Origin of the sequence: Ketobacter sp. (assembly GCF_003671495.1) — a bacterium.
GTDB lineage: Bacteria > Pseudomonadota > Gammaproteobacteria > Pseudomonadales > Ketobacteraceae > Ketobacter.
Genome location: NZ_RCHN01000043.1, coordinates 175,533 through 187,459, shown reverse-complemented (window position 1 = coordinate 187,459; position 11,927 = coordinate 175,533). Strand labels below are relative to the sequence as shown.

At 59.3% G+C, this 11,927-nt stretch carries 11 protein-coding genes; 6 read left to right on the top strand and 5 right to left on the bottom strand.

Annotated features, from left to right (window positions below):
- The first annotated feature begins 8 nt into the window (after positions 1–8).
- The 3 genes from D9N14_RS19955 (at position 9) to D9N14_RS19945 (ending at position 2,589) form a co-directional block, all read left to right on the top strand.
- Positions 9–800 (top strand): SDR family oxidoreductase, encoded by a 792-nt coding sequence (locus D9N14_RS19955; RefSeq protein WP_290583075.1) that lies wholly within the window; start codon positions 9–11, stop codon positions 798–800.
- 27 nt (positions 801–827) lie between these two features.
- Positions 828–1,322 (top strand): MaoC family dehydratase, encoded by a 495-nt coding sequence (locus D9N14_RS19950; RefSeq protein ID WP_290583073.1) that lies wholly within the window; start codon positions 828–830, stop codon positions 1,320–1,322.
- Positions 1,323–1,386: 64 nt separating this feature from the next.
- Positions 1,387–2,589: an acetyl-CoA C-acyltransferase gene (locus tag D9N14_RS19945; RefSeq protein ID WP_290583071.1), complete on the top strand. Its 1,203-nt coding sequence runs from the start codon at positions 1,387–1,389 to the stop codon at positions 2,587–2,589.
- On the opposite strand, the gene D9N14_RS19940 is transcribed toward D9N14_RS19945, so the two are convergent.
- The 5 genes from D9N14_RS19940 to D9N14_RS19920 form a co-directional block, all read right to left on the bottom strand.
- Positions 2,583–3,395, bottom strand: coding sequence for a helix-turn-helix domain-containing protein (locus D9N14_RS19940; RefSeq protein WP_290583069.1), 813 nt, complete (start codon positions 3,393–3,395; stop codon positions 2,583–2,585). The genes D9N14_RS19945 and D9N14_RS19940 overlap by 7 nt on opposite strands.
- 148 nt (positions 3,396–3,543) lie before the next feature.
- Positions 3,544–4,746: an NADH:flavin oxidoreductase gene (locus tag D9N14_RS19935; RefSeq protein WP_290583067.1), complete on the bottom strand. Its 1,203-nt coding sequence runs from the start codon at positions 4,744–4,746 to the stop codon at positions 3,544–3,546.
- Between the two features lie 91 nt (positions 4,747–4,837).
- Positions 4,838–5,554 carry a TetR/AcrR family transcriptional regulator gene (locus D9N14_RS19930; protein ID WP_290583066.1) on the bottom strand — a complete coding sequence of 239 codons (717 nt, stop codon included), beginning with the start codon at positions 5,552–5,554 and terminating at the stop codon, positions 4,838–4,840.
- An 81-nt stretch (positions 5,555–5,635) separates the two neighbouring features.
- The gene (locus D9N14_RS19925; protein WP_290583064.1) at positions 5,636–6,352 is read right to left on the bottom strand and encodes a TetR/AcrR family transcriptional regulator C-terminal domain-containing protein; all 717 of its coding nucleotides are present in this window, start codon (positions 6,350–6,352) and stop codon (positions 5,636–5,638) included.
- A gap of 113 nt (positions 6,353–6,465) precedes the next feature.
- On the bottom strand, positions 6,466–8,166 hold the full coding sequence (locus tag D9N14_RS19920) for an AMP-binding protein (RefSeq protein WP_290583062.1): 1,701 nt from the start codon (positions 8,164–8,166) through the stop codon (positions 6,466–6,468).
- A gap of 161 nt (positions 8,167–8,327) precedes the next feature.
- Between D9N14_RS19920 and D9N14_RS19915 the strand changes: the two genes are divergently transcribed.
- The 3 genes from D9N14_RS19915 to D9N14_RS19905 all read left to right on the top strand — a co-directional run bounded on the left by D9N14_RS19915 (position 8,328) and on the right by D9N14_RS19905 (position 11,870).
- Positions 8,328–10,115, top strand: coding sequence for an FAD-binding protein (locus D9N14_RS19915; RefSeq protein ID WP_290583060.1), 1,788 nt, complete (start codon positions 8,328–8,330; stop codon positions 10,113–10,115).
- A 24-nt stretch (positions 10,116–10,139) separates the two neighbouring features.
- Positions 10,140–10,916 carry an SDR family NAD(P)-dependent oxidoreductase gene (locus D9N14_RS19910; RefSeq protein ID WP_290583058.1) on the top strand — a complete coding sequence of 259 codons (777 nt, stop codon included), beginning with the start codon at positions 10,140–10,142 and terminating at the stop codon, positions 10,914–10,916.
- 198 nt (positions 10,917–11,114) lie between these two features.
- The gene (locus D9N14_RS19905) at positions 11,115–11,870 is read left to right on the top strand and encodes an SDR family NAD(P)-dependent oxidoreductase (RefSeq protein WP_290583056.1); all 756 of its coding nucleotides are present in this window, start codon (positions 11,115–11,117) and stop codon (positions 11,868–11,870) included.
- The last annotated feature ends 57 nt before the right edge of the window (positions 11,871–11,927 follow it).

Genomic DNA, 11,927 nt, shown 5'->3' with positions numbered 1-11,927 from the left:
AGCAGATCATGGATATTCATAACCCCACCTATGTGGCCGGGCACCAATTGTTGGCAGGAAAATCCGTCCTGATCACCGCGGCTGCGGGGGCGGGCATCGGATTTGCCGCGGCCAAAAAGGCGGTGGAGGAAGGTTGTCGCGGTATTGTGCTGAGTGACATTCATGAAGGTCGCCTGCAGCAATCGGTGCAAACCCTGCAAGCGGAAACCGGGTTGGAAGCCGTGTTCGGCCAGGTGGCCAATGTGGCACTGGAAGACGACGTGCAGGCCCTGATCGCGTTTGCCGAAGATAAACTCGCGGGCGTGGATGTGCTGATCAACAACGCCGGCCTGGGCACCAGCCGCACCTTGATTGAAATGGATGACGACGAGTGGTTCAAGGTCATCGATGTGACCCTAAACGGCACCATGCGCATGACCCGGGCCATGCTGCGCGCCATGAAACAGAGGGGTCAGGGCGGCGTAATCGTGAATAACGCGTCGGTGTTGGGCTGGCGGGCGCAGCAAGAACAGAGTCATTATGCGGCCGCCAAAGCCGGTGTGATGGCATTAACCCGTTGTGCCGCGTTGGAGGCCGCCGAATTCGGTGTGCGCATTAACGCGGTGTCCCCATCTCTGGCGGTGCATCCCATGTTGAAAAAATCTGCTCCGGCGGAATTGCTGGCGCAACTGGAAGGCAGGGAGGCCTACGGCCGGGGCGCGGAAACCTGGGAGATCGCCAACATCATGATGTTCCTGGCGTCGGATTACTCCAGTTACATGACCGGCGAAATCGTTTCCTGTTCCAGCCAGCATGCCTAGTGCAGAACCAAATCGAGAGGACACACCATGTCTGCTGTAATCAATGCAACTGAAACTGAAACCAAAGCCACCGTATTCAAATCGCCCCTGGATCTGGAAGCCTCCGTGGGACAGGCACTGGGCGTCAGCGACTGGCTCACCATAGACCAGGAACGCATTAATTTGTTCGCTGATGCCACCGGTGATCATCAATGGATTCACGTGGACCCGGAGCAAGCCCAGCAGGGCAGCTTCGGCTGCACCATTGCCCACGGGTATCTCACCTTGTCGCTGGTGAATATGTTCCTGCCACAGATCGTCGATGTGCAGGGCATCAGCATGGGGGTGAATTATGGCGCCGATAAATTACGGTTTCCCGCCCCGGTGAAAGTCAATTCCCGGGTGCGTGGCGTGGGCGAATTGGTGGCCGCGGAGCAGGTGAAAGGTGGCGTACAGGCGGTGATCCGGGTCACCGTGGAAATCGAAGGCGAAGCCCGGCCCGCCTGCGTAGTGGATACCATCTCCCGTTACTATTTCCCGTAACTATTTCCCGTAACTATCCTGAATGAATTTATTCAACACACAACAGAATTGCAGGTGAATTGATATGCGCGAAGCCGTTATTGTTGCCACTGCCCGTACGGCGTTGGCCAAATCTTTCCGGGGAGCCTTTAATGACACCGAGGCGCCGGCACTGGGTGGTGCCACCGTCAATGCCGTGGTGACCAAAGCCGGTATCGATCCGCAACAGGTGGAAGACTGTGTGTTCGGCGCCGCTGCGCAACAGGGCACCCAGGCCTATAACCTGGGCCGGCTTTGTGCCGTGGCGGGCGGCCTGCCGGAGACCACAGCGGGCATGGCCATAGAACGTCAATGCTCATCCGGTTTGATGTCCATCGCCACCGTGGCCAAAAGCATCATGTGCAACGAATACGATGTGGGCATCGGCGGCGGCGTGGAATCCATCTCCCTCACCCAGAACAAGCATAAAAACACCTTTCGCAATGTATCGAAAACCGTAACCGCCATCGATCCCACTGCTTACATACCCATGATTGAGACCGCTGAGATTGTGGCAGAACGCTATGGAATCTCCCGCGCGATGCAGGATGAGTATGCGTTGTTGAGTCAGCAACGTACGGCGTCCGCTCAGCAGCACAACCTGTTCGCCGATGAAATCATTCCCATGACGGTGACCAAGGCCAATTTCAACAAGGAAACCAAAGAAACCCACTATGAAACCCTGACCCTGAACCAGGATGAGTGCAACCGCCCGGACACCACCCTGGAAAGTTTGCAGGCGCTGGAACCGGTCTGGAAAGACGGCCACTGGGTGAAACAAGGTAAATGCATCACCGCCGGCAATGCCTCGCAATTGTCTGATGGCGCGGCGGCCTCCCTGCTGATGGAGGCCAAGCGGGCAGAACAGTTGGGCTTGAATCCGCTAGGTGCTTATCGGGGCTTGGCGGTAGCCGGTTGCAAGGCCGACGAGATGGGCATCGGCCCGGTGTTTGCTGTGCCCAAACTGCTCAACCGCCATGGCCTGTCGGTGGACGACATCGGTCTGTGGGAATTGAACGAGGCCTTTGCCTCCCAGGTGATCTATTGCCAACAAAAGCTGGAGATTGATCCCCAGCGCATGAATGTGAACGGCGGTGCCATTGCCATCGGCCATCCGTTCGGCATGAGCGGCGCCCGCATGGTGGGGCACGCGCTGTTGGAAGGCAAGCGTCGTGGCGTCAAGTATGTGGTGGTGACCATGTGCATCGGCGGTGGTATGGGGGCGGCCGGATTATTTGAAGTCTACTGAGGAGAGTGCGGTGATGGCAGCCGGGGCTCCACGGCTTCGAAATGCGCCTGCAACCTGGCCAGATCCAACGCATACACCTGGCGGCCCTCGATTCGGAACAGCGCCAGGCGTTGCAGCCGGGACAGGATACGGCTCACGGTTTCCACCGCCAGACCCAGATGGCTGGCAATGTCGCGGCGCGACATGGGGATCGAGAACTGCTGGATGGGTTGGTTCAAGCGGCGCAAGTGCAAAGCGTATCGCAGCAGCAGAAAGGCCACCCTCTGGTCGGCTGACTTATGGTTAAGCACGGCCATCATCCGCTGATTGCGTTCAATCTCCCGGGCCATCATCCTGAAGATGTGGTGCTGCAATGCCGGTACAAAGGTGCTGATCCGCTCCAGGCGGGAAAAATCCACCGCACACACCGAGGCCTGTCCCAGGGCCACTGACGTGGTGGCGTAATGATGTGTGTTGATTCCATCCAGCCCAAACAGATCGCCGGGATAGTAAAAGCCGGTGATCTGCTCGCAGCCGCTGCTGTCCAGCAGAATCGTTTTGACGGCGCCGGAGCGCACAATGTAGAGGGTATTGAACGGCGTGCTTTGGCGGAACAGGTATTGCTGGCTGAGGGGATGGGCCTGCAGCTGCCTTACCAATGACCGCAACAGGTGCTGGCGCTGGCTGTCGGAGGTGGCATTGAGTGAGGCTGGCAGGCACTGCGTCTGCAGTTCACAGGCTTCGCACGGCGCTTGGTGCGTCGACGACGGGGCCGGTAATGCTGCAGTGTCCACGTTCACCAGATCAATGTGCGGTGCTCCGTTCATGAAGCGTTCTCCGAATCCATTCTTGTTGTTGTGTTGCGTGCGCTGCTGCTTTTCTCTGTCGCTCGTTCTATGTTGCCTTTAAGTGTAGACCCGTTTGCCGCGTCATGGGGGGAAGAATTGCGAATGTCTATGAGCGGATTTTGTTCAGTCAACCAAAGCGCGGGCAATGAATGCCTGCGGGGTGCTCAATGGTGGCCACACACTCATTGCAATGCACGCATCGGCTTGCATAGTGCTCAGAGCTCTGGGCTTGCTGTGGCAGGTCAGGGTCACTCAGCAACGTGCGACCCAGTTGAATAAAGTCAAAGCCCTCCTGCATCAGGCGGGCAAAACTGTCGTTGCTGCTGGCTCCACCCACATAGATCAGGTTGCATTGCACCGCCTCGCGGATGCGCTTGGCCTGCTCCAGAAAGTACAGTTCCTCGTAAGGATAGGACTTGAAAATAAACGGGCCGGATAACCGCAGCATCATCCGCATCAAGGGGTTGGGTTCCGCCTTCAGCATGGGTGGCAGAAAGCTGTCACCGCGGAACATGATCATGGGGTTCATGGTGCTGGTGCCGCCGCTGGTGATGATGCCATCGATGCCGGCACTGTCTAGCAGGCGGGCTATCTCCACCGCATCGTCATAGTCCAGGCCGCCCGACACCCCCTCGGTGAGGCTGATTTTACCGATGATAGGGAAGCTCTCCCCCACAGTAGAGCGCACCGCCTCCAACACCTGCAGGGGCAGGCGCATCCGGTTCAGCAGACTGCCGCCGTAATCATCCGTGCGCCGATTGGTTTTCGGGCTCATGAACTGGCACAAGCCATAGCCGTGACCAAAATGAATTTCCAGGCAGTCAAACCCCACAGACTTCATAAAGGCAGCGGCACGCTGGTAGGATTTGATCAGGGCTTTGATGTCGTTCAGGCTCATGGCGTCGCAGAACAGCATGCCCTGGGCCACCCCCAGCAAGTTGATGCCGAAGCTGGGCCCCAGGGGGCGTTTGCGCTCCAGCTGGCGGTTTTTGGAGAAGCCCCCACCGAAGCCCATCTGCCCGCTGACCTTGGTGTCCAGTGCATGCAACTGCTGAATCAGCTCCGTCAATGCGGGGCGCAGGCCGTCGTGCATATAAAGCATGTTTTCGTTCAGGCGCCCGTCATTGGTGACAGCACAATAACCCAGGGTGGTCATGGCGATACCACCCTGGGCTATCCTGCGGTGGAAGTCGCTCAGGCGTTGGGAAGGCACCCCGCCGGGGGACATGCCTTCAAAGGTGCCGGCCTTGAGCAGCCGGTTTTTCAGTTCCAGGCCATTCAGCCGGGCCGGGCTAAAGCAGCGTTGCAGGTGTGCATTTGCCGTTTTCATACACGGGTTCCACCAGAGTCTTATCCCAAAGATCCGAAAGGGCTTGAGTCAGACATTGCGCCTGAACGACCTGCATCAGGCTGGGTTTTCGTTATTGGCGTTTTGCGTTGTCCCGGATCTGCACCGTCAGGCTGTCCAGGATCAGATCCATCTCGTTGCAGAAGGCCCGTCGGCTGTCCTGCATGTCCTCCATCATGGCCTGGCCGCACATCAACAGCCAGGGATATTCCTCCACTGTGGACTGGGCCTTGGCGATGTCCTCCAGATCCGGAGTGGTGCCGTTCTTGATGGCACGCCAGACACTGGGGAACACGGTCTCTACCCCCCGTTCCCGCACCGGGATCAGAATGTTGCTGCCTGTGGCCAGTTCCGAGAGCGCCGCATGGGCGGTGAGGGCCTGCTTGGGGCTCAGGCCGGCGTTCACAAACACCCCCAGGGTTTCGTTTTGCCAGCGCAATACCGCCGGACCGAAGCTGGTGGCCTGGGTCATGTAGCGGATCATATTGGGGGCTTCCGCCAGGGCATCCCACATGCGCAGGAACGAGGTGCGAATCCAGGTGCGCCAGTCTTTGGGGTCCACCTCGTCCGGCACCAGGCGGCTCTCCAGCATGTGCTTGTCGATGACGGCCGCGGTCAGCTCATTCTTGTCATCAAAGTACTTGTAGATGGCCATGGGGGTCACCTTCAGCACGGTGGCGATTTTGCGCATGCTCATGGCGTTGACCGGGTCTTTCTTCGCCAGTTTATAGGCGGCATTGATGATCTTGTCCTGGGACAAGGCACTTTTTCGATTACTGTTGGCAGCCATTGGGTTGCAGGCCTCTAAGGCAAACGGTCTAAAGCGAAGGGTTCGATCAGCGCAAGCGTCGAATCCGGAAAAGGGCACAGTTTACAACATTTTTTCCGGATCGCTGGGAGCACCCTTCTGACAGGCAATGCCGGCGATGGCGTAATGAATGATGGATTTGAAATTGACATCCCGGTCCAGATCCCGCTGGCTCAGGTTGACCTGGCTCAGGGTGGGCAGGCGGTCGGGATGGGCGTCCAGGTTCTGGAACAGGCGGCTGTAGTAGGGCGCGTATCCACTGCGGGCCTCTTCAATGGTCTGCAGTTCCTGCTGCACATAGCCGGTGATGGTGGTGATCAGAAAACTGTGGGCCAGCAGGGCGGCGCGGGGCTCAAAGCCAAAATCCACCAGGATACTGGCTTCCTGTTCCAGGTTGAGGAAGTCCGGGTCCAGGGCGGCCTGCACAAAGTCCAGCAGATCCGGGTGCTGTAGCAGGGCACCGCGATAATAGTCCGCCAGTACCTTCAGCCAGCTTTTCCAGGTGTGCCCCTGGGGTGCGGGCAGGGCCGGCAGATCGCTGCGGGAGAGGGAGGCGCGAATGCGACGCAGGCCGTCAATGCCGCCCACATGGCGATACAGGGTTGTTACATTCACCCCGAGAAAATCCGCCACGTCCTTCATGGAGATGTCATCCATTCTTGCGCCCACTTCCCTGACTGCGTTTTCAATCTTCTCCATGTCGATTGAAGGGGTGCGGCCACGGCGGGATTTGCCCCGTGAGCCCGCTTGCATAAAGGTGTTGGTCTTGGTGGCGCTCATGAATAATCCTGTGTCTGGAATCAAATCGGGTGGCGTGTAACCACATTAAGCCCGGCTATTGTAGCCAATTTTGCAAATTATCTGCAAAAACTGTCTGCGGGCTCGGTTCGGCATCAGGCGGGCTGCCGGTGTTGCGCCTGCTGTTCCAGTTCGGCCACCATGCTCTCCCGCATCTTGAATTTCTGGATCTTGCCGGTCACCGTCATGGGGTATTCCTCCACAAAGCGAATATGGCGGGGTACTTTGAAGTGGGTGATGCTGTCCTGGCAGAATGCTTTGATGGCCTGCTCAGTCAACTGGCTGCCGGGGCGGGCTTTCACCCAGGCACAGACCTCCTCACCGTATTTGGCGTCGGGAATGCCGAACACCTGCACATCCTGGATGTCCGGATGGGTGTAGAGAAACTCCTCCACCTCCCGGGGATACACGTTTTCGCCGCCGCGGATGATCATGTCCTTGATGCGGCCCACGATCTGCACATAGCCCTCCGCATCCATCACCGCCAGATCCCCCGAGTGCAGCCAGTGTTCCGGGTCGATGGTCTCGGCGGTTTTGTCGGGATCGCCCCAATAGCCCTGCATCACGGAATAGCCCCGGCAGCACAGCTCCCCTTTTTCACCCAGGGGAACAGTATGGCCTTCGGCATCGACGATTTTCACTTCCTGGTGAGGCCCCACCTTGCCCACGGTTTCGCAGCGCTTGTCCAGGGGCGCGTCGATGGCGGTCATGTGGTTCACCGGGCTGGTTTCGGTTTGGCCGTACATGATGGTGACGTCCTGCATGTGCATGCGGGCGATGACCTTGCGCATCACCTCCGCCGGGCAGGGGCTGCCTGCCATCACGCCGGTGCGCAGGGATGACAGGTCAAAGCGGTCGAATTCAGGGTAATCCAGTTCGGCGATGAACATGGTGGGCACGCCATGGAGGGCGGTGCAGCGTTCCGCCGCCACCGTTTCCAGCACCGCCTGGGGATCAAAGGCATCGCTGGGGAACACTGCGGTGGCACCGTGGGTGAGGCAGGCCAGGTTGCCCATCACCATACCGAAGCAGTGATAAAGGGGCACTGGAATGCACAGCCGGTCCTGCTCGGTCAGGTGCATGCCCTGGCCCACCTGATAGCCGTTATTCAGAATATTGTAGTGGGTGAGGGTGGCCCCTTTGGGATTGCCGGTGGTGCCGCTGGTGAACTGGATGTTGATGGCATCCTGGGGTTGCAGTTGCTGGCTCAGGGCCTGCAGGCGGGCATGGTCGGATTCGGTGCCCATGGAGCACACCTGCTGGAAATTGAACATACCGGGAGTGGAGGCATCCCCCATGCGGATGACCGTGTGCAGATGGGGCAGCCGGGCCGCCTGCAACTGGCCAGGTGCGCTTTGTTCCAGCTCCGGTGCCAGCTGGTTGAGCATGTCCAGGTAACGGCTGGTTTTGAAACTCTCCGCCGCAATCACCACGTTGCAGGCTACTTTGTTCAAGGCGTATTCCAGTTCATACAGCCGATAGGCCGGATTGATGCACACCATGATGGCGCCGATTTTGGCGGTGGCAAACTGGGTCAGGCACCACTCCACTCGGTTCGGTGACCAGATCCCCACCCGATCCCCCGGTTTTACCCCCAGGTTCAGCAGCCCGCTGGCCAGGCCATTGATTTCCCGCAGGTATTCCGCATAGGTCCAGCGGATACCCTGGTGTCTCACCACCAGTGCCTCCCGCTCCGGGAACTGTCGGGCAATGCGGGACAGGCACTGGCCGATGGTTTCTTCCAGTAACGGTTGTTGGGCTGGGCCTTTCAAATAGCTGACTGCATCCGGTTGCATGGCGCGCTTCCTGTTTGTTGTTATGGGTTGTATGGGTATAGCAAACCAAATATACAATTAATTTGCAATATTATTGCATAAATCATCCGAAATCTTATAATGGCCGCAACGGAGATAATAAAAACAGCACCATTCCAAGCATAACGCAGAGGTAAACGCCCATGGCAGCCGTACCCCAAACTGTACAGGATCAGGGTCCATTTGATGAGGAAGTGGACCTGCTGGTGGTGGGTTCCGGCGCCGGGGCATTGACCGCGGCGGTGGTGGCCGCGAACGAAGGTTGCAAACGGGTACTGGTGGTGGAGAAAAGCGACCAGTACGGCGGCACCTCGGCCATGTCCGGCGGCGGCATCTGGATTCCCAACAGTCATTATGCCCGGGCCCAGGGGGCACAGGATTCGGCCCAGGAGGCGTTTACCTACCTCAAGGCAGTGATTGGTGATGAGGTGTCGGAGGCGCGTCTGCGGACCTATGTGGAGCAGGCGCCGGAGATGCTCCAGTACCTGGCCCGTCACACCCGGGTGGCGTTTGAATCCGTGCCCTATTCCGATTACTACCCGGAAATGCCCGGTGGCAAGGAAGGACATCGTACTCACCAGCCGCTGCCGGTCAGTGCCAAACACCTCAAGCAGCATTTTCTGCAATTGCGCGAACCGCCGCCCCAGGTGCTGGTGGCGGGCAAGCTCACCATGACCATGAAAGAAGGCCGCGCGTTCCTCACCCAGGCCAAGGGCTGGATGTTCACGGCGGTGATGATGGCCCTGCGCTATTACCTGGATATCCCGGGCCGTTTGCAGGGCAAGCGCTCCCGCCGGCTGACCATGGGCAACGCCCTGATCGGGCGCCTGCGCTGGACCATGCTGGACAAGGGGATTGAGCTCTGGTTGAACTCACCACTGGAATCCCTGATTGAAGACCGTGGTGTGGTGTTGGGTGCAGTGGTGAAAAAAGACGGTAAAACCCTGCGCATTCGGGCCCGTAAAGGGGTGGTGATCGGTGCCGGTGGCTTTGAGCACAACCTGGAGATGCGCCAGCAGTATCTGCCTAAGCCCACCAACCCCGACTGGAGTGGCTCCCAGACCAACAACACCGGTGACGGCATCCGCGCCGCCATGCACATCGGTGCCCAAACCGATCTGATGGAACACGCCTGGTGGGCGCCGTCGGTAAAGATTCCCAAGTGGGATCGCCCCTACGTGATTTTTGCCGAGCGCTCTCTCCCCGGGTTGGTCATCGTCAACCAGGCGGGTAAGCGTTTCCAGAACGAGGCCGCGCCTTATCTGGAATCCGGGCAGGCGTTCTATACCCAGAACAGCGCGGAGGCCTCCACCTTCCCGTCGTACGTGGTGTTCGACGCCACCTTCCGCAAGAAATTTCCCTTTGGGCCGATTCCTCCGGGTTACTCAATGCCGGACAGCCGCATCGCCAAGCGGGTGTGGGACGTGCTGGTGAAAGCCGACAGTATTGAGGCGCTGGCCAAGAAAATTGGTGTGGATGCCAACGGCCTGCAGGACACGGTGCGCAAGAACAATGAATACGCCCGCACCGGCAAGGACCCGGAATTCCAGCGGGGGGAGAGCTATTACGATCGCTACTACGGGGATGCCCGCACCGCCCCCAACCCCTGCATTGCACCCATTGCAGAAGCGCCGTTCTATGCGCTGCCAATCCATCCCGGCGACATCGGCACCAAGGGCGGTGTGCTCACCGATGTGAACGGCTGCGCTGTGGACCAAGCCGGTGAGGTGATCCCGGGGCTGTATGTGATCGGCAACTCCGCCGCCTCGGTGATGGGCAGCAAATACCCCGGTGCCGGTGCCACCCTGGGTCCGGCCATGACCTTCGGCTATCTGGCGGCCAGGCATGCGGCCCGGCAGCAGGATGTGGCCCTGATCAGTCGTACCCACAGTCAGACTGCTGAGCCCGCTAAGCGCGCGGTACAAGCTTAACCTAATCATCATGAGGAAATGGAAATGACTCTAGCGGCGGAATTCGATCAAGGTGCCAGTCTGGTGTTCGGCGGCAGCGGCGGCATCGGCGCGGCCATTGCCACCCGCATTGCCCAGGGCGGCAGTGATGTGGCCATCACTTATCGCTCCAATAACGCCCGGGCGGAACAGGCCGCCGCCACCATTGCCGAGCTGGGAGTGAAGTGCACCATCCATGCGGTGGACATCGCCAGCAAGGAGCAGATTCAGGCCGCCATTCATGAGGCGGCAGAGCGTCACGGCCGCTTGCACAGCGTGGTGGTGGCCGCCGGCTCCGACATCAAGCAGCCGTTTCTGGCGGAGGTGACCGATGCCCAGTGGGAAGAGGTCATCGAAGGGGACCTGAACGGATTTTTCCGCATCGTGAAAAACATCATCCCTCATTTTCGCAGCCATGGCGGAGGCTCACTGGTGCACATTTCTTCCGCCGGCCTGGGCCGCACACCACCGCGGGACGTGCTCTCGGTAGCCCCCAAGGCGGCCAACGAAGCCCTGGTACAATACCTGGCGAAGGAAGAGGGCGTGCACGGCATCCGCGCCAACAGTGTGGCGGTGGGGGTGATCGAAACCGGCATTTTCAAACGCCTGGAAGCCGAAGGGGTGTTTGATGCCGCCTGGAAAGAAGCCGTGCTGGCCACCTTACCCATCAAGCATTTCGGCCAGCCCGAGGACATTGCGGAGGCGGCCGCGTTTTTCGCCTCCAACCGCTCCAAATACGTCACCGGACAATTGCTGTTTGTGGACGGTGGCTATGCGGTGTGAGACGGTTTGAATTGTATCTGACTCCGAAACCTGATGTAGGCACAAGGCGCTGAGCAGGCGGGGGGTGTGGACCGTCAGCGGCCATGGACGGCCGCTGAGGAGCGCACAGGGATGTGCTTGTAGCGTGTCCACAGCCCCCGCCTGCTCAGCGCCGAAACTGAATACTTTGCGTAACCCGATATTGGGAGTAAAACAACAATGAAACGATACCAAGACAAAGTCGCCCTGGTGACCGGCACCGCCTCCGGCATGGGGAAAGCCGCCGCCATCCGCCTGGCCGCCGAAGGCGCCAAAGTGGTGCTGGGGGATGTGAACGAAGCAGGCAACCAGGCCACCGCGGCCGAGATCGATGCCGCCGGTGGTGTGTGCCGGGCGGTGACCTTCAACGCCATGGAGGAAGCCTCCTGCAAAGCGCTGGTACAAAGCGCGGTGGACACCTTCGGCCAGATCGACGTGGTGGTGAACGCCGCCGGCATTGCCGGCTTCTATCACCTGGAAGAACTCACCGCCGAGATCTTCAACCGCATCATGAACATCAACCTCAACAGCACCTTCATCATCTGCCGCGAGGCCATTCCCCACCTGCGTAGAACCAAGGGCAACATCATCAACTTTGCCTCATTGAACGCCAAGGTGATGACCGCCTACCAGACCGCCTACTGTGCCTCCAAGGCTGCGGTGGCCGCCATCACCAAATGCATGGCACAGGAGTTCGAAGCCGATGGCATTCGTGCCAACGTGGTCTGTCCCGGTGGCATTGCCACTCCGCTGGTGAAAAACATCCGCTTCCCGGAGAACATCAACAAGCGTCTGCTGGCCAACTTGCACCCCCTGAGCCGTCAGGGACAGCCGGAGGAAGTGGCGGCGCTGGTGGCGTTCCTGGGCTCTAGCGAAGCCAGTTACATCAGTGGGGAGGATATCTTCATTGATGGTGGTGCGCGTTCGGCCATGTAATACCGAGCTGAGTCTGGCACGGACCCCATAAAAAAAACCGCAGGGTTGAAACGCCAC

Coding starts and splice junctions, on each gene's coding strand:
- D9N14_RS19955 (WP_290583075.1), top strand. CDS start 9: ATGGATATTCATAACCCCACCTATGTGGCCGGGCACCAATTGTTGGCA.
- D9N14_RS19950 (WP_290583073.1), top strand. CDS start 828: ATGTCTGCTGTAATCAATGCAACTGAAACTGAAACCAAAGCCACCGTA.
- D9N14_RS19945 (WP_290583071.1), top strand. CDS start 1,387: ATGCGCGAAGCCGTTATTGTTGCCACTGCCCGTACGGCGTTGGCCAAA.
- D9N14_RS19940 (WP_290583069.1), bottom strand. CDS start 3,395: ATGAACGGAGCACCGCACATTGATCTGGTGAACGTGGACACTGCAGCA.
- D9N14_RS19935 (WP_290583067.1), bottom strand. CDS start 4,746: ATGAAAACGGCAAATGCACACCTGCAACGCTGCTTTAGCCCGGCCCGG.
- D9N14_RS19930 (WP_290583066.1), bottom strand. CDS start 5,554: ATGGCTGCCAACAGTAATCGAAAAAGTGCCTTGTCCCAGGACAAGATC.
- D9N14_RS19925 (WP_290583064.1), bottom strand. CDS start 6,352: ATGAGCGCCACCAAGACCAACACCTTTATGCAAGCGGGCTCACGGGGC.
- D9N14_RS19920 (WP_290583062.1), bottom strand. CDS start 8,166: ATGCAACCGGATGCAGTCAGCTATTTGAAAGGCCCAGCCCAACAACCG.
- D9N14_RS19915 (WP_290583060.1), top strand. CDS start 8,328: ATGGCAGCCGTACCCCAAACTGTACAGGATCAGGGTCCATTTGATGAG.
- D9N14_RS19910 (WP_290583058.1), top strand. CDS start 10,140: ATGACTCTAGCGGCGGAATTCGATCAAGGTGCCAGTCTGGTGTTCGGC.
- D9N14_RS19905 (WP_290583056.1), top strand. CDS start 11,115: ATGAAACGATACCAAGACAAAGTCGCCCTGGTGACCGGCACCGCCTCC.